Annotated in this window: 14 protein-coding genes; 11 read left to right on the top strand and 3 right to left on the bottom strand. The window is 72.8% G+C overall.

Annotated elements, in window-relative coordinates; all coding sequences use genetic code 11:
• Window positions 1-138: 138 nt before the first annotated feature.
• Complete coding sequence (locus tag DRB06_RS05155) at window positions 139-492, bottom strand: DUF2304 domain-containing protein (protein ID WP_073327206.1); 354 nt, start codon at window positions 490-492, stop codon at window positions 139-141.
• A 21-nt stretch (window positions 493-513) separates the two neighbouring features.
• Entirely contained in the window at window positions 514-1,230 is a 717-nt protein-coding gene (locus tag DRB06_RS05160) for a glycosyltransferase family 2 protein (protein WP_073327205.1), read from the bottom strand.
• A 111-nt stretch (window positions 1,231-1,341) separates the two neighbouring features.
• On the opposite strand from DRB06_RS05160, the gene DRB06_RS05165 reads away from it, so the two are divergent.
• From DRB06_RS05165 to DRB06_RS05180, 4 genes are read left to right on the top strand one after another with little or no spacing between them, the layout of a single operon-like run.
• Window positions 1,342-2,043: an acyltransferase gene (locus tag DRB06_RS05165; RefSeq protein WP_111819296.1), complete on the top strand. Its 702-nt coding sequence runs from the start codon at window positions 1,342-1,344 to the stop codon at window positions 2,041-2,043.
• Window positions 2,043-3,173, top strand: a complete 1,131-nt coding sequence (locus DRB06_RS05170; protein WP_111819297.1) for a DegT/DnrJ/EryC1/StrS aminotransferase family protein — start codon at window positions 2,043-2,045, stop codon at window positions 3,171-3,173. The genes DRB06_RS05165 and DRB06_RS05170 overlap by 1 nt, the downstream gene beginning before the upstream one ends.
• A gap of 1 nt (window position 3,174) precedes the next feature.
• The gene (locus DRB06_RS05175) at window positions 3,175-4,182 is read left to right on the top strand and encodes a Gfo/Idh/MocA family protein (RefSeq protein ID WP_073327200.1); all 1,008 of its coding nucleotides are present in this window, start codon (window positions 3,175-3,177) and stop codon (window positions 4,180-4,182) included.
• Entirely contained in the window at window positions 4,179-5,432 is a 1,254-nt protein-coding gene (locus DRB06_RS05180; RefSeq protein ID WP_258522148.1) for a glycosyltransferase family 4 protein, read from the top strand. Before DRB06_RS05175 ends, DRB06_RS05180 begins: the two co-directional genes overlap by 4 nt.
• A 91-nt stretch (window positions 5,433-5,523) precedes the next feature.
• Here the strand turns inward: DRB06_RS05180 and wecB are convergent, their stop codons facing one another.
• A complete protein-coding gene (wecB, locus tag DRB06_RS05185) occupies window positions 5,524-6,630 on the bottom strand; it encodes a non-hydrolyzing UDP-N-acetylglucosamine 2-epimerase (protein ID WP_111819298.1) in 1,107 nt (368 codons plus the stop codon).
• Window positions 6,631-6,742: 112 nt separating this feature from the next.
• On the opposite strand from wecB, the gene DRB06_RS05190 reads away from it, so the two are divergent.
• From DRB06_RS05190 to DRB06_RS05220, 7 genes are read left to right on the top strand one after another with little or no spacing between them, the layout of a single operon-like run.
• Complete coding sequence (locus DRB06_RS05190) at window positions 6,743-8,611, top strand: ABC transporter ATP-binding protein (RefSeq protein WP_181575192.1); 1,869 nt, start codon at window positions 6,743-6,745, stop codon at window positions 8,609-8,611.
• Window positions 8,608-10,158, top strand: a complete 1,551-nt coding sequence (locus DRB06_RS05195) for a glycosyltransferase (protein WP_111819299.1) — start codon at window positions 8,608-8,610, stop codon at window positions 10,156-10,158. The genes DRB06_RS05190 and DRB06_RS05195 overlap by 4 nt, the downstream gene beginning before the upstream one ends.
• The gene (locus tag DRB06_RS05200) at window positions 10,155-11,390 is read left to right on the top strand and encodes a hypothetical protein (protein ID WP_210578459.1); all 1,236 of its coding nucleotides are present in this window, start codon (window positions 10,155-10,157) and stop codon (window positions 11,388-11,390) included. The genes DRB06_RS05195 and DRB06_RS05200 overlap by 4 nt, the downstream gene beginning before the upstream one ends.
• A complete protein-coding gene (locus DRB06_RS05205; RefSeq protein WP_073327194.1) occupies window positions 11,387-12,529 on the top strand; it encodes a glycosyltransferase family 4 protein in 1,143 nt (380 codons plus the stop codon). Before DRB06_RS05200 ends, DRB06_RS05205 begins: the two co-directional genes overlap by 4 nt.
• 5 nt (window positions 12,530-12,534) lie before the next feature.
• Complete coding sequence (locus DRB06_RS05210; protein ID WP_111819300.1) at window positions 12,535-13,842, top strand: glycosyltransferase; 1,308 nt, start codon at window positions 12,535-12,537, stop codon at window positions 13,840-13,842.
• Window positions 13,843-13,848: 6 nt separating this feature from the next.
• Window positions 13,849-15,504 carry a glycosyltransferase gene (locus tag DRB06_RS05215; protein ID WP_111819301.1) on the top strand — a complete coding sequence of 552 codons (1,656 nt, stop codon included), beginning with the start codon at window positions 13,849-13,851 and terminating at the stop codon, window positions 15,502-15,504.
• Window positions 15,505-15,552: 48 nt separating this feature from the next.
• Window positions 15,553-16,848 (top strand): nucleotide sugar dehydrogenase, encoded by a 1,296-nt coding sequence (locus DRB06_RS05220; protein ID WP_111819302.1) that lies wholly within the window; start codon window positions 15,553-15,555, stop codon window positions 16,846-16,848.
• Window positions 16,849-16,962: the final 114 nt, after the last annotated feature.

Below are 16,962 nucleotides of genomic sequence, written 5' to 3' on the forward strand. Positions count from 1 at the left end.
CTTCGACGGGCGCACACCAAGCCCACTCAAGCTGGGGCCCCGTAGCCACCAGGTACGACGAACTCGCCGCCCGCTATCAGACCACCATCCACATCGCCAGCACCACCCCACCAGCACAAACGACTCACACAACACGACCTAGGGCAGCGAGGGCGGCGGCGGGGCGTCGTCGAGTGCGACACGCCGGGCCAGCCGGGTGATCTGCCGTTCGCGGGCGGCGTTGCGCCGGAACGAGGACAGGATCTGGAACAGGAAGGCCACGACCAGCGCATACAGCAGCAGGTCGGTGCCGCGGCCGACCCCCACCAGGTGCGCCAACCGGGTCAGCAGCGATGGCGCCACGATCGCGGCGATGGCGAAAATGACGAAGGCCAGGGTCAGGAGTCGGCGGCCGGCCTGATGGCGCGCCCCGCCCGGTGAGCGCAGCATCATCCACCCCATGGCGGCGACCGCGGCGATGAGGAAGACCTGAATGATGATCTGTGAGCTCATGACATCAAGTATGGGGGTGGGTTACGAGAACAGCAGGTCAACGAGGATGTTGATCGAGTTCCACAATGACTGCCCCTTGCCCTTGGAGTAGTCGGTGTAGGCGATGTGTACCGGGAACTCCCGCCACGGCAGCCCGGTGGCGCCTAGCTGGCGGATGATCTCGGAGGCGTGCGCCATCCGGTTTTGGCGCAGGTCGAGCCGGGCGGCGGCGTCGCGGCGGATTACTCGCAGGCCGTTGTGCGCGTCGGTCAGGTGCATGCCGGTGGTGTGCGAGGCCGCCACCGCGGCAGTCTTCAGCACGAGTCGTTTGAGCCAGCCGACGGGGGAGGGACCCTGGAGGAACCGCGACCCCAGCACGAACGCCAGGTCCTCATCCCGGGCAGCCTGCACCATGGCGGCGGCGTCGGCCACCGAGTGTTGCCCGTCGGCGTCGAAGGTCACCACGAAGTTGGCGTCGGTACGCTCCAGCACATAGGTGATGCCGGTCTGCAGCGCCGCCCCCTGACCCAGGTTGAGCGGATGCCGGACGACGACGGCGCCGCCCGCCGCGGCCTGTGCTGCCGAGTCGTCCCGCGAGCCGTCGTCGACGGCGACGACCAGCGGGAAGACGCGCCGCGCCTCCTCAATGACGCCGCGCACCACCTGAGCCTCGTTGAACAGGGGAATCACCAGCCAGGCGTCGGTGAGCGGGACAACCGGAGCGGGTGGCGGCGACTGCTGGCCATCGGTGGACGTCACCGCCGCATTCTCGCACACGATTGTCCTAAGATGGCCACGCAGTGCCGCCCGGTTGAGGTCGGTGCTCCGATGTACGCCCAGTGCCCAGCTTCAGGCCAGTGAGGAGCCGCCATGAGCCCGGCCAGTCCCGCCCGGATCGCCCCATCCGCCGACGTCTCACCCGACGCGACCATCGGGGAGGGCTCATCCATCTGGCATCTGGCCCAGGTTCGCGAGCACGCGGTGCTCGGTGAGGGCTGCATCGTGGGCCGCGGCGCCTACATCGGCGAGGGCGTGCGCATGGGGCGCAATTGCAAGGTGCAGAACTACGCCCTGATCTACGAGCCCGCCCGGCTGGCGGACGGCGTGTTCGTCGGCCCCGCCGTCACCTTCACCAACGACCACTTCCCCCGCGCCGTCAACCCCGACGGCTCCCTGAAGTCGGCCTCTGATTGGGAACCGGTCGGCGTAACCGTGGAGGAGGGTGCCTCCATCGGGGCGCGCGCCGTGTGCGTCGCCCCCGTGCGCATCGGCGCATGGGCCACCGTCGCCGCCGGCGCCGTCGTCACCAAGGACGTGCCCGCACACGCGCTGGTGGCCGGGGTTCCCGCCCGCCGCATCGGCTGGGTGGGCCGCGCCGGCGAACCGCTCGTCCCCGTGCAGGAAGACGCCGCGAACGCGACCGCGCGCAATGACGCCGCCCCCGCCGATGCCGCCGGCGAGCCGGCCCCCGCAGGCACGCGCCGGTGGCGCTGCCCCGCAACCGGCACCCTGTACGAAGAAACACTTGCCCCCAACAGTTCCGAAAACACGATCCGGGAGGTCACCCACTGATGTCACGCGAGTTCATTCCCGCCGCCAAGCCGATCATCGGGGACGAGGAGCGCGCCGCCGTCGACGCCGTCCTGGCCTCTGGCATGGTCGTCCAGGGGCCGCAGGTCGCCGCCTTCGAGGAGGAGTTCTCCACCCAGGTGGTCGCCGGCGCCCACTGCGTCGCCGTCAACTCCGGTACCTCCGCCCAGCACCTGGCCACCCTGGCCAGCAACCTCAAGGCCGAGGGCGGTGCCCCGGAGGTGATCGTCCCCTCCTTCACCTTCGCGGCCACCGGCAACTCCGTGGCCATCACCGGTGCCAAGCCCGTCTTCGCCGACATTGACCCGGTCACCTTCACCCTGGACCCGGCCTCGGTGGAGGCCGCCATCACCGACAACACGGTCGCCATTGAGGTGGTGCACCTGTACGGCCTGCCGGCGAACATGGACGCCATCATGGAGCTCGCCGCCCGCCACCACCTGGCGGTCTTCGAGGACTGCGCCCAGGCGCACGGCGCCGCCATCAACGGCAAGCCCATGGGCACCTTCGGGGCATGGGGGTCCTTCTCCTTCTACCCGACCAAGAACATGACCACCCTGGAGGGCGGCATCGTCTCCACCTCCGACGCCGAACTGGCGCGCCGCGTGCGCCTGCTGCGCAACCAGGGCATGGAGAAGCAGTACGCCAACGAGCTGGTGGGCCTGAACAACCGCATGACGGACGTGGCCGCCGCCGTCGGCCGGGTGCAGCTGAAGAAGCTGGACGGCTGGACTGAGGCGCGCCGTGCCAATGCCGCCGCCCTGGACGCCGGACTCGCCGACGTCCCCGGCGTGATCACACCGCATGTTCCCGACGGCTACCGGCACGTCTACCACCAGTACACGATCCGCCTGGAGGGGGCCACCGCCGCCGAGCGCGACGCCGCCCAGAGCGCCCTGCGCGAGGAGTGGCAGGTCGGCTCCGGCGTCTACTACCCGATCCCCAACCACCGCCTGGACTCCCTGGCCCCCTACGCACCCGACCTCGAACTGCCGAACACCGAACTGGTCGCCCGCGAGTGCCTCTCCCTGCCGGTCCACCCCTCCCTGTCGCAGGCCGACCTGGATCGCATCGTGCAGGCCGTGGACGCCGTCGTGAAGGCGGGTGCCTGAGATGAGCGAGAACGCCACCACCGCCGCTCCGCTGCGCCTGGGCCTGATCGGCCTGGGCTCCATGGGCCGCCACCACGCCCGGGTCATCCGCGCCACCGAGGGCGTGGATCTGGTGGCCGTGGCCGACCCGGGCGGCGACCGCTTCGGCGTCGCCGGGGACCTGGAAGTGCTGCCGGATGTGCACGCCCTCATCGACGCCGGCCTGGATGCCGCCATGGTCGCCGTCCCCACCGTCTTCCACGAGGAGGTCGCCCTGGCCCTCGCGGAGGCGGGCGTTCCCACCATGGTGGAAAAGCCCATCGCCCACTCCGTCGAGGCCGGCGAGCGGGTGCGCGACGCCTTCGCGTCCCGCGGCCTGGTGGGTGCCGTCGGCTATGTGGAGCGCTGCAACCCGGCCCTGCGGGCGCTGCGGGAGCGGCTCGACGCCGGCGAGCTGGGCCAGGTCTACCAGGTGCTCACCCGCCGCCAGGGCCCCTTCCCGGCGCGCATCAGCGACGTGGGCGTGGTCAAGGACCTGGCCACCCACGACGTCGACCTGACCGCCTGGGTGGCGGGCTCGCCGTACGTGTCCATCAGCGCCCAGGTGGCCCACCGCTCCGGCCGGGAGAACGAGGACATGGTGGTCGCCTCCGGACGGTTGGCCAGCGGCGTGATCGTCTCCCACGTGGTCAACTGGCTGACCCCCTTCAAGGAGCGCGTCACCATCGTCACCGGGGAGAAGGGCGCCTTCGTGGCGGATACGCTCACCGGCGACCTGACCTTCTACGCCAACGGGACCGTCACCTCCGACTGGGACCAGGTCGCCAACTTCCGCGGTGTCACCGAGGGCGACGTCATCCGCTACGCCATCCCCAAGCGTGAGCCGCTGGCCCTGGAACAGGAGCGCTTCCGCGACGCCGTGCGCGGCGTGGGCAGTGAACACGTCACCATGGCCGAGGGCGTCAACACACTGCGGGTGGTTGAGGCGGTGCTCACCTCCGCGGCCGAGGGCCGCACCGTGCAGCTGTGAACCGCCGCCTGCTCGCCCTGGCCGCCGCGGGTGCGGGCACCGCCCTCGCGGCCGCCGCGCTGCGCGCCCGCCCGCGCGGTGGTCGCCCCCGGGTGGTGCTGGCAACCCGCCTGTACGCCCCCGAGCCGGCCGCCGCCGCGCTGCGGCTGCGCGGACTGGCCCGCGCCCTGGCCGATGTCGGCGCGCAGGTGACCGTGCTGACCTCCACCCCGCCGGGCATGGACGCCCCCGCCGACCCCGGCGTGACGGTGTGCTCCGCCCCGGCCCTGCGCGACGCGAGTGGCTACATCCGCGGCTACGCCCAGTACCTCAGCTTCGACATCCCGCTCGCGGCGCGGCTGCTGGCCGGGCCGGCGCCGGACCTGATCGTCGCCGAGCCACCGCCAACAACCGGGGCGGTGGTGCGCGTGGCCGCCGCCCTGCGCGGTGCCCCCTACGCCTACTACGCCGCCGACGTGTGGTCCGACGCCGCCGCCTCCACCGGCGCCCCCGGCTGGGTGGTCGGTGCCCTGCGGGGCGTGGAGGGCCTGGTGCTGCGCGGCGCCCGTACCGTGCTGGCCGTCAACGACGGCGTGGCCGAGCGGGCGCGGGAACTGGGCGCCCGCGCGGTGACCGTGGTGCCCAACGGCATCGACACCGACGTGTTCACCCCCGCTGGGCCGCGCGCCGCCGACGCACCAGCGGCGCCGTACTTCCTGTACGCCGGCACCGCCTCGGAGTGGCAGGGGGCGGGCGTATTCATCGAGGCGTTGCGCCTGGTGCACCGGGAGGAGCCCGAGGCCAGGCTGGTGTTCCTGGGGCAGGGCAGCGACTGGCAGGCGTTGAAGGACCTGGCGGGCGGGGACGCGCGCGTGGAGTTTCACGACCTGGTGCCGGCCGCGCAGGCCGCCACCTGGCAGCGCGGGGCGGTGGCCTCGGTGGTGTCCATTCGCCCGGGGCTTGGCTACGACTTCGCCTACCCGACCAAGATCTTCGCCGCCCTGGCCTGCGGCACGCCGGTGGTCTACGCCGGACCCGGGCCGGCGCGCACGGACCTGCCCGCCAACGCCCTGGGCTGGGCGAGCGACTACGACGTCGAGCAGGTCGCCGGCGCCATGCTGGCCGCCCTGGAAGCGGCCCGTGCGGGTGACTCGCAGCGGGCCGAGGCGGTGCAGCGCCGTCGGGAGTGGGTCATGCGGCACCGCTCCATGCAGGCCGCCCTGCGCGACGCCGCCGAGGTGTTGCTGGCCGAGGCGTCGGTGGCGGACTGACACACGACTTGGTGCTCGCAGAGGTTGGTGGCGCTCGTGGGCGGCCGGCCGAGCCGGGCCAGTCAGAACGGCCCGGACGGGAGTCGGACGGTCAGAAGGTGACGGTGCCGGCGCGGGCTCGCAGCTCGGCCACCACCCGCTCGGCGGCCTGACCGTCGCCGTAGGGGGTGGCCGCGCCCGGGTCCGGCTCGGCCGGCCTGGGACGGGAGGCCGCCGCCACCAGTGCCTCCCCGGGCTCCACCAACACATTCCAGCCCAGTTCCACGGTCTCCACCCACTCGGTCTGCGGTCGCACCGTCGTACACGGCACCCGCAGCAGGAAGGCCTCCTTCTGCAAGCCGCCGGAGTCCGTGACCACGCCGCGGGCGTGCAGGGCGGAGGCAATCAACTCCGGGTAGGACAAGGGAGGGTGCACCAGCAGCTGCGAGCCCGGGGCCCCGCCGACGGCCTCCAGGTCGATGCCGTGCTCGGCGCACTTGGCCACCAGCCGCGGATGCGCCAGCAGCACCACGGGATGGTCCACGCGGGCCAGGGCATCTAGCACCGCGCGCAGCCGGCCGGCGTCGTCGGTGTTCTCCGCCCGGTGGATCGTGGCCAGCGAGTAGCCGCCCTCGGCCAGGCCCAGTTCCTTCATCACCGGCGACGCCTCGCCCGCCACCTGATCGCGCACCCGCAGCAGCACATCGGTCATGACGTCGCCCACCACCACGGTGCGCTCTGCCAGCCCCTCGGCGGCCAGGTGGGCGGCGCCCACTGCGGTGGGGGTGAGCAGCAGGTCGGCGGCGTGGTCGGTGAGCACCCGGTTGATCTCCTCGGGCATGGCGCGGTTGAAGGAGCGCAGCCCCGCCTCCAGGTGGGCGCTCGGCACGTGCAGCTTCACCGCCGCAAGCGCCCCGGCGAGCGTGGAGTTCGTGTCCCCGTAGACCAGCACCCAGTCAGGGGCGTGCTCGGCCAGAACCCCGTCCATCGCCGCGAGCATGGCCCCGGTCTGCACCCCGTGCGAGCCCGACCCCACGCCCAGGTGCACGTCTGGCGCGGGAATGCCCAGGTCGCGGAAGAAGACGTCGGAGAGCATGGGGTCGTAGTGCTGGCCGGTGTGTACGATCACGTGCTCCACGCCGGCGGCGGCGCAGGCGTGGGCGATGGGGGCGAGCTTGACGAACTGGGGGCGGGCCCCGACCACGGACAGCACCTTCATAGCCCGGACTCTACCGGCCGGTGGCGTGAAACCACCGTCAGCCGACGTCGGGACCGGTGACGCGTCGGCAAGAAGAGCCCGCGCGCAGACATCCCCTGGATATACTCGCCGGGTGAGTTTGCTGTTGCGCACCGTGAGGAGTTTGCTGAGCGTCCTGCCTCATGACGCTGCGCGCTTCATACTGACCTTCGCCGGCCTCTTCTCAGCGCTGTCCCTGCTTGACGTCGCCGCCCTGGGACTCCTGGCGCTCCTATTAACCCCCCTGATGACGGGAGCCTCCTTCACCATCCCGGTGATAGGCATGAGCGTGGGCGGCACCGGCACGGTGTGGCTGCTGGTGGTGGTGTGCGTACTCATCATCAGCAAGGACCTGTTGGCCATCGCCATTCAACGCGCCTCCACCAAGCGTTTCGCCAGCTTCGAACAGGACCTGGGCGCCCAACTGCTCGACTCCTTCTTCTACGCCCCCTGGGCCGAACGACTGCGCCGCCACTCCACCGACCTGGTGCGCTCCACGGACGTGGGCGTGGCCTCCACCGTCTCCGGCGTGCTGATCCCCTTCACCCAGCTGGCCGGTGAGGTGTGCACCTTCGTGGCCGTCATGGCGGTGCTGTTCATCGCCCGTCCCGCGATGGCGGCCGTAACCGTCGCCTACTTCGGCATCGTCGCCCTGGCCATGTACCTATGGGTGCTGCGCCGGGCGGTGGCCGCGGGCAAGGACAACCGCACCTACTCGGTGCGTGCCGTTCGCCTGGTCTCCGAAATGGTCCACTCCCTGAAGGAGATCACCCTGCGGGACAAGGCCGCCGAACTCGAGCGCGTGGTGCTCGCCGAACGCCGCAAGGCGTCCCAGGCCCGCGCCGACCAGTCCTTCCTCGGCGCGGTGCCCCGCTACATGCTGGAGATCGCCCTAATCGGTGGCCTGGCCATCGCCGCCGGCATCGGTTACGCCCAGGGTGGGCAGAGCGAGGCGCTGTCCTCCCTCGCCCTGTTCGGCGTGTGCGGCTTCCGCATCGTCCCCTCCATCACCCGCTTCCAGACGATCATGGGGCAGACCGGCTCCAATATCCCCTACGCCGAGCGGGTGCTCGCGGAGATCGAGGCCGGCCGCGTCAACCGGGCCCAGCATGCCGAGATGGTCGCCGGCACCGAGCTGCCCGACGACGCCCGCGCCCTGGTGCTCGACAACGTCTCCTTCACCTACACCGGTTCCGACAATCCGGCGGTGGAGAACGTCTCCCTGACCCTTCCCTTCGGCACCTCCCTCGCCCTGGTCGGTGCCTCCGGCTCGGGCAAGTCCACCCTGGTGGACATGATCCTGGGGCTGCTCACCCCCTCGGGCGGGCAGCTGCGGGTCGACGACGTGCCCCTGACGGAGGTGCTGCACTCCTGGCGCTCCCGGGTCGGCTACGTGCCCCAGGAGGTTTCCCTGTTCGACTCGACCGTCGCCCATAACGTCGCCCTGTCCTGGGACACCGACTCCATTGACGTCGAACGCGTGCGCCGGGCGCTGCGCCGCGCCCAACTGCTCGACGTCATCGAGGAGCGCGAGGGCGGCATCTGGGCATCGGTCGGCGAGGGCGGCATGAAGCTGTCCGGCGGGCAGCGCCAGCGGCTGGGCATCGCCCGCGCCCTGTACTCCGAGCCGCTCGTTCTGATCATGGATGAGGCCACCTCCGCCCTGGACACCGCCACGGAGGCCGCCGTCACCGAGGCGGTCGCGGAGCTGTCCGGCGAGGTGACCGTCATTGTGGTGGCGCACCGCCTGGCCACCATCCGCCACAGTGACCAGGTGTGCTTCATGCGCGACGCCCACCTGGTCGCCTCCGGCACCTTCGACGAGGTGGTCGCCGCCGCCCCCGACTTCGCCCAGCAGGCGGCCCTGGCCGGACTGCTCGACGACGACGATGAGTCGGCCGCCCGGGGCGCCGCGGGCGCCGCTTCCCGCATGCAACCGGACAGGCAGGAGAAGACCGCATGAATGAGACGATGCCCGCCGACACCGCCGTCACGCGGACAGCTCCCTCCGGCGCCCCCGCCCCGGGCGGGTCGGCGCTGCGGCTACCGACCTTCAACGGGCGCGGCCCGCGCGTAGCCATGCTCGTCTACAACGACGCTCACAATGATGCCCGCGTCCTGAAGGAGGCGGCCGCCCTGCGCGCCGCCGGCGCCACCGTGCGCATCTTCGCCGTCGCCCGCGCTAACTCCGGCTACCCCGAGGGCACCGTCCCGGTGAGCGACGGCGTCGACATCGTGCGCGCCCGCGAGTTCGCCCTCGCCAATGTGTCCCCCCGCCTGGCGGCCCTGCGCGACCGCGTCACCGGCAAGACCGGCGCGCCCACGGGCGCCGAGGCACTTAATACGCCGGCCGCCAGCGGCGCCGGCACCGAGCCCCAGGGCACACCGGCGCTCGCGGACGGGACTGCGGCGGTTCCCGCATCGGCGACCGACACCGCCCAGGTTGAGACGGTCCGCGAGCACCCCCCCCGCCCGACCATCACCACCGCGGCACACGCGGCGGCCGACCGCGCCCGCGCGCTTACCGCCGACGCGGCCATGCGCGCCTACAAGACCGTCTCCCTGGGCGACTACTGGCTGCGCGCAGCCCGCGCCGCGCTGGCCTGGATGCCCGACGTGGTTCACGCCAACGACGGCAACACCCTCGCCCCTGCCCTGTGGATCGTGGATCGCTGCCACGCCCGCCTCGTCTACGACTCCCACGAGCTGTGGCTGCACCGCAACGTCCGCACCGACCGGCCCGTGGCCCGCAAGGTGGAGGCCGCCGTCGAGAAGCGCGGCATCCGCCGCGCCGATGCCGTCATCACCGTCTCTCCCTCCATCGTCGACTGGCTGACCGAGCACTACCGGTTGGAGACTCCACCCGCCCTGGTGCGCAACATTCCCGCGGCCGGCCCCCTGCCCGATCCCGGCCGCGGACGGCTGCACGAACTGGCCGCCCTGGCCCCCACCGACAAGGTCATCGCATACGGCGGGCGCATCACCACTTCCCGCGGCATCGAGGAGACCATCGCCGCTCTGCCGCACCTGCCCGCCGACGTCCACCTGGTCATGCTCGGCTACGGCGAACCGGACTACCTCGCCGCCCTCGCCCGCGAAGCCGCCCGCCACGGCGTGAGCGACCGCGTACACCGGGTGGGGCCGGTAGCCCCGCACGAGGTGGCCGACGCCCTGTCCGACGCCGACGTGGCGGTGGTGCACGTGCGCCCCACCTGCCTGTCCTACCGCTTCGCCCTGCCCAACAAGCTGTTCGAGTCGATCCGCGGCGGTCTGCCCGTGGCGGCCGCCGACCTGCCGGACATCCGCGCCGTCGTCGAACGCTACGGGGTGGGGGAGGTCTTCTCCGGGGAGGACCCGGCGGATCTGGCCGCCACCATCTCCCACATCCTGGCCGACCCCGACCGCTACCGGGCCGCCGCCCTGGCCGCCTGCCCGCAGCTCACCTGGGAGCAGGAGACCGGGGCGCTGATCGGCGCCTACCGCCGCGCCCTGATGGGGGAACGCGCATGAGCGTCCCCTCCGGCCCCACCTCCGCGCCTCGGCGCCCCCGCCTGCTGATCATCTCCTTCTCCCCAATCGCCGCCGACGCCCGCGTGCTGAAGCAGGTGCGCCTGTTCACCCCCACCCACGAGGTCACCACCTGCGGCTACGGCGAGGCTCCCGACGGCGTGGCCCGGCACGTGCGCATCCCGGATGAGCTGGTCTCCTGGCGGCTGGATCGCGCCGACCTGATCGCCCGCCGCTTCGCCCGCGCCCAGGCGCACCAGGAGGTGGTCGCCTGGGTGCGTGAACAGCTGGAGCCCGGCGAGTTCGACGTGGTCCTGGCCGACGACGCCGAAACCGTGCCACTGGCCCTGTGGCTGCGCCCGGCCGGCGGCGTCCACGCCGACCTGCACGAGTACGCCCCCCGGCAGAAGGAGGGCGTGCCCCGCTGGCGCATCTTCGTCGCGCCCTACGTGCGCTGGCTGTGCCGCACCTACGTGACCCGCGCGGACTCGGTCACCACCGTCGCCCAGGGACTGGCCGACGCCTACCGCCGCGAATACGGCATCCGCGCCGAGGTGGTCACCAACGCCACCCCCTACCGGCAGGCCGACCCCACCCCGGTCGGACACCCCCTGCGGCTGGTGCACTCCGGCGCCGCCCTGCCCGACCGGCACCTGGAGATCATGGTCGAGGCCGTCGGCCTGACCGAACGCGACGTCACTCTGGACCTGTACCTGACCCGCAACGACCCCGCCGTCATCGACGCCCTGCGCGCCCAGGCCGCCGCCCTGCCCGCCGACCGCGCCGGCCGCGTGCACGTGATGGACCCCGTCCCCTACGCCGAGCTCATTGACACCCTCGCCCGCTACGACGTTGGCGTCTTCTCCATCCCACCGGTCTCCTTCAACTACAAGCACACCCTGCCCAACAAGCTGTTCGACTTCATCCAGGCCCGCCTGGCCGCGGTCGTCTCACCCAGCCCGGAAATGGCCCGCGTGGTCGAGCAGTACCACCTGGGTGCCGTCACGGCGGACTTCACCGCCGCCTCCCTGGCCGCCACCCTGGACTCGCTCACCGACGCGCAGGTCGCCGCCGGCAAGGCCGCCGCCCACGCCGCCGCCCGCGAGCTGTCCGCCGAGCAGCAGATGTCGGGCTGGTGGGACGCCATCCTGGCCGCGGACCGCCGCGCCGCCGCCGTCGATCCGACGCTTGCCGTCCCGGCCGACCGCGGCACCGACACCGGGGAGAACGCATGAGGGTCCTCGCCGTAACCACCTGGTTCCCCACGGCCGTCGCCCCCTCCCGCGGCAGCTTCGTGGTCAACAACCTCCACGCCATCGGCCGGGCGCACGAGCTGCGCGTGCTTCACCTGGTCGCGCCCGGGGACGACGACGGCACCCGCCGCCTGATGCACGCCGGCCTGCCCGTGCGGCGCATCCCCATGAACCCACAAAACCCCGCCGACGTCGCCCGCGCCGCCCGCGCCCTGGGCGCGGCTCTGCGCAGCGACGCCTTCACCCCGCAGATCCTGCACACCATGGCCGCCTCCGCGCTGGAACCCGCCGCCCTGCTGCGGCCGCGGCTGCCCTGGATCCACACCGAGCACTGGTCCGCGCTGACCGCGCCGGAGACCCTGCCGCCGACGGCCCGGGCCGCCCTGCCCGCACTGCGGCGGCTGCTGCGCCTGCCCGACATCGTCACCACCGACTCCCAGTTCCTCGCCGACGGCGTGGCGTTGGGGCGCGGCGGGCGGGACACCCGCCCGGTTCCGTGCATTGTCGAGCCCTATCCGCCCGCCCCGCGGCGGGACCGCGGCGACGGAACGCTGCGGCTGGTGAGCGTCGGCGGAATCATCGACCGCAAGGACCCGCTGCTGGCCCTCGAGGTCGTGGCCGAACTCGTGCGCCGCGGCGTCGACGCCCACCTGACCTGGGTGGGGGAGGGGCCCCTGCGCGACGCCGTCACCGAGCGCGCCGCCGCGCCCGACCTGGCCGGGCGCATCACCCTGACCGGAACCCTGGATGCCGCGGGCGTGCGCGCCGCGCTCGCGGATGCGGACGTGTTCCTGGCCCCCACCCGCTCCGACAACTTCTTCATCGCCGTGGCGGAGGCGGTCATTGCCGGCCGCCCCGTGGTCACCGGCGCCAAGGGCGGCCAGAGCGAGTACCTGGACCCCGCCTACTCGCGCCTGGTCGCCAGCCGCGATGCGTCCCAGTGGGCCGACGCGGTGGCCGAACTCGACGCCGCCACCGCGGCCACGCCCGCTCAGGCCATCGCCGCGACCATCGGCGACCGCTTCTCCACCGCCGCGGCCACCCGCGGCTACAACACCGCCTACCGCGACCTACTCGCCCCGCGGGGTGAGACCTGGCCCGGTGACGAGCCCCGGGGGTAACGCACGTGCACGAAACACTCGCTCAACCCGTCGCCCGCGGGCGCCGTCGACTCGGCCCCAACACCGTCGAACGCACCGACCTCGGGCGCCCCGAGCCGCCGCCCGGCGCGCAGGTGGACGTCGTCGTCGCCTGCCACACCCCCACCCGGCCGATCGCCCGCGCCGTCGTCTCCCTGCTGGAAGGCAACCCCGAGGCCGCCGTCACCGTCGCCTGCCACAACCGGCCCGCCGAGGAGATCGCCGCCGCGATCCGGCCCGGGCACCGCGAACTGGTGCGCTACCTGGAGCACACCGACCCCCGCCCCTCCGCCTCCGGCCCCTTCAACGCGGGCATGCGCGCCGCCCGCACCCCGTGGGTCTCCATCATGGGATCCGACGACCGCCTCGCCCCCGGCGCGGTCGCCTCCTGGCTGGCGCTGGCCGAGGCGACCGGTGCCGAATTCGTCATTCCCCGCCTGGCCCTGGGACGCCCGACGGCGATCGTGCCCACGCCCGCGCCGCGCCCCACCCGGCTGCTCGCCCCGTACCTGTGCTCCCGCGAGGCCGGTCGCGTCCCGAACCGTCCCGGTGGTCCCGCCGCCCGGGCCATCCGTCGCCTGGCCCGCACCGACCTGGCCGCCGACCGCCTCGCCTACCGCTCCGCCCCGCTGGGGCTGCTCAGCGTGGCGATGCTCCGGCGCACCGGCGCCCACCTGGTGGAGGGCGCCACCGTGGGTGGGGACGTGGCCATGGTGACCGGCCTGTTCGCCACCGTGCCCACCGCATACGACGCGGCCGGCCCCGTCTACCTGATCGGTGAGGACGCCTCCGACCGGGTCACCTATGACGTGCGTCCCATGGACGAGCAGCTCGGCTTCCTGCCCGGCGTGCTGCGCGCGCCCTGGTTCGCCTCGCTCACGGCGGCGCGACGCCGCGCCGTGGTGGTCAAGCTGGTGCGCATCCACGTGTTCGGCGCCGTCTACTACCGTGACCGGGAGGACATCTGGACGCCCACCGAGCGGGCCGCGCTGGCGGGCATGTGTCGGCGCCTGCACGGTGCTGCGCCCGGCTTCGACCGCGTCCTGTCGCGGGCGGACCGGGACCTGCTTGACGCCTGCCTGGATCCGGGTGTGCCGGCCTCCGTGCTCATCCACCGTGCCCAGGCGCGCCGCCGCCACGGTCGCCCCGCCACCCTGCTCACGCGCGACCCCGCCTGGCTGCTGGACCGGGAGGCCCCCCTGCGCTTCATGACGGCCTCCATGCTTACCAAACTGCTTCCCGCAGCGCCCGCACCCGCACCGGTCGGCAATCCGCCGGCCCCAGACCAGGACTGAGCACCGATGCCACGCACCGCCACCGGGATCACCGGGATCGCCTCCCGCGCCGCCGTCACCCCGCCCGGACGGGCCGCGCTGGTCTCCATAACCCTGGCGCGCCTGCGCCTGGCCATCCGCCGGGACGACGCCGTCAGCGGCGCCATCGAGACGGCCCGTCGCGCCCGCTTCCTGGCCGACCGGGGCGAGCACGCCCGCGCCCACCGCCTGCTGGGGCGGGCGCGCGGGCTGCTGGGCGGCCGGCGAGCGGCGGCTGTCGTCGCCGTCGAGGAGGCCATCCTGGCCATGAACACGGGCGCGCAAACCGCCACCGGTGCTCTGCCCCCCAACGCCCTGACCGACCTACTCGCGCTGGCCGACGCCGCCTGGGAGGCCGGCGCCGACGCGGCCGCGGAGGAACTGCTGGACATGGCCGTGCGGATGATGTTCCACCCGAGCCTGCACTTCGCGGCCGCCACCTCCGCCCTGACCGCGGACCCCGCCGTATTCCTGGCCCCGCTGCGCGCCTCGTCCGCGTGGGCCGCCGCCACCGCACCGCTGGCCTCCCGCCGGCACGCCTCCGCCCGGAAGGAGGGGCCGGAGCGGGTGCTGTTCATCTCCCTGAAGAACTGGACCTTCGTCCGCGGCATCGTCGAGGACTACCGCGCCGACCCGCGCTGCGAGGTACGCACCCTGGATCTGCGTGGCCTACCGGCTACCCCGACGCGGCGCCGGCTCCTGCACGCCCGTCTGCGCCTGGCCCGCGGCGTCGACCCGGTGGGTGCCGGCCTGCCCACCGGCGACTTCGACGAGGCGGCCACCGCCCTGGCCTGGGCCGACACCATCTTCGTGGAGTGGGGCAATGCGGCCGCGGTTTGGGCCAGCCTGGTGGCGCCGGTGCTGGCCCCGCGGGCACGGTTCCTGATCCGGGTCCACTCCTACGAGGCCTCCACCGTCATGCCACAGCTGGTGGACTGGACGGCCGTTGACCAGCTGGTCACCGTTGCCCCTGCAATCCGGGAGATTCTGCGCGCCAGCCTGCCCCTGCCCGACACCCTGGAGGTCGCCACCGTCCCCAACCGGGCGCAACTGCGACGCTTCGCCCTGCCCAAGGAACCGAGCGCTACCCGCACCCTGGCGCTGGTGGGCTGGGCAGCCCTGCGCAAGGACCCCGCCTGGGCCCTGGACACCCTCGACCTGCTGCGCCAGACCGACCCGGCCTGGCATCTGCTGCTCATCGGCCCCGGATTTCCGAGTCACCTGTCTCCGGAGGAGCGCATCTACGCCGACGCCGTGACCGCCCGCCTGGCTGCCCTCGGCAACGCCGTCACCATCACCGGCCGCACCGAGGTGGTGCCCCAGTACCTGCGGCGCGCCGGCGTGATCGTTTCCGCCTCGCGCCGGGAGGGCACGCACGAGGGCTTCATCGAGGGGGTCGCCTCCGGCGCTCTGCCCGTATGCCGCAATTGGCCCGACGTCGCCCGCTGGGGCGGCCCGGCGGCGCTGTTCCCGGAGGACTGGGTGGTGAACACCCCGCAGGAGGCCGCCGCCCGCATCCTCGCCCTGGCCGATGATGCCGACTACCGCCACCGCCAGCAGGAGCACATCCTGCGCGCCAACGACTGGTCGCATGTCAGGGCTCACTATGATGCTCTTCTCCTTGGGGCCGCCGCGGCGGGCTGAACGGGTATTCTCGCTTTGCCTGCTGCAGTCGCTGAGGAAGGATTCTGCATGCGCATCGCCGTCGTCGCCCTGGGAAAGATCGGTCTGCCCCTGGCGGTCCAGTACGCCGGAAAGGGCCACGAGGTCATCGGCGTGGACGTCAACCCCGCCACCGTCGAGGCCGTCAACGCCGCCCGCGAGCCTTTCCCCGGTGAGGCCGAGCTCGCCGACCGGCTGGCCCGGCTGGTGCCCGCCGGGGCGCTGCGCGCCACCACCGACTACGCCGAGGCCATCCCGGGCGCCGACGCCGTGGTGCTGGTGGTGCCGCTGTTCGTCAACGATGAGACCTGGGAGCCGGACTTCGAGTGGATGGACGCCGCCACGCGTTCCCTCGCCGAGCACCTGACCCCCGGCACCCTGGTCTCCTATGAGACCACCCTGCCGGTCGGCACCACCCGCGGGCGCTGGAAGCCGCTGATCGAGGAGATCAGCGGGCTGAAGGAGGGGGAGGACTTCCACCTGGTCTTCAGCCCCGAGCGTGTGCTCACCGGGCGGGTCTTCGCCGACCTGCGCCGCTACCCCAAGCTGGTGGGCGGCCTGAACCAGGCCGGCACCGAGGTCGGTATCCGCTTCTACGAGCAGGTTCTCGACTTCGATGAGCGCACCGACCTGCCCCACCCCAACGGGGTGTGGGACATGGGTACTGCCGAGGCCGCCGAGATGGCCAAGCTCGCCGAGACCACGTACCGGGATGTCAACATCGGTCTGGCCAACCAGTTCGCCGTCTACGCCGACAAGGCCGGCTTCGACATCCAGCGCGTCATCGACGCCTGCAACTCCCAGCCCTACTCCCACATCCACCGGCCCGGCATCGCCGTGGGCGGCCACTGCATCCCCGTCTACCCGCGCCTGTACCTGTCCACCGACCCGGACGCCTCGATCGTGCGCACCGCCCGCTCCTTCAACGCCACCATGCCGCAGTACGTGGTCGACCGCGCGGTGGAGGTGCTCGGCAGCCTCGAGGGGATGCGCGTGGTGGTGCTGGGCGCCTCCTACCGCGGCAAGGTGAAGGAGACCGCCTTCTCCGGCGTGTTCCCCACGGTCGAGGCGCTGCGGAAGCAGGGCGCGCAGGTGCTGGTCCACGACCCCATGTACACCGACGCCGAGCTGGCCGGCTTCGGCTGGGACGCCTACCACCTCGGCGACGCCGTCGACGTCGCCATCGTCCAGGCCGACCACCCCGAGTACGCCACCCTGGCCCCCGCGGACCTGCCCGGCGTGCGGCTGCTGCTCGACGGCCGCCGCGTCACCGACCCCGCCCTGTGGGCCGGCACCCCCCGCCTGACCATCGGCGGGGGCAAGTGACCTGGCTTCAGGCACTGCCCGCAGCCGCCTTCCTCCTTGCCTTCCTGCTCGCCCCCGGCTACCTGGTGGGGCGGGCCTTCGGCCTGGCGCGCCTGCAGTCCCTCGGGGCGGCCC

Source organism: Actinomyces sp. Z5 (assembly GCF_003287795.1).
Taxonomy (GTDB): Bacteria; Actinomycetota; Actinomycetes; order Actinomycetales; family Actinomycetaceae; genus Actinomyces; species Actinomyces glycerinitolerans.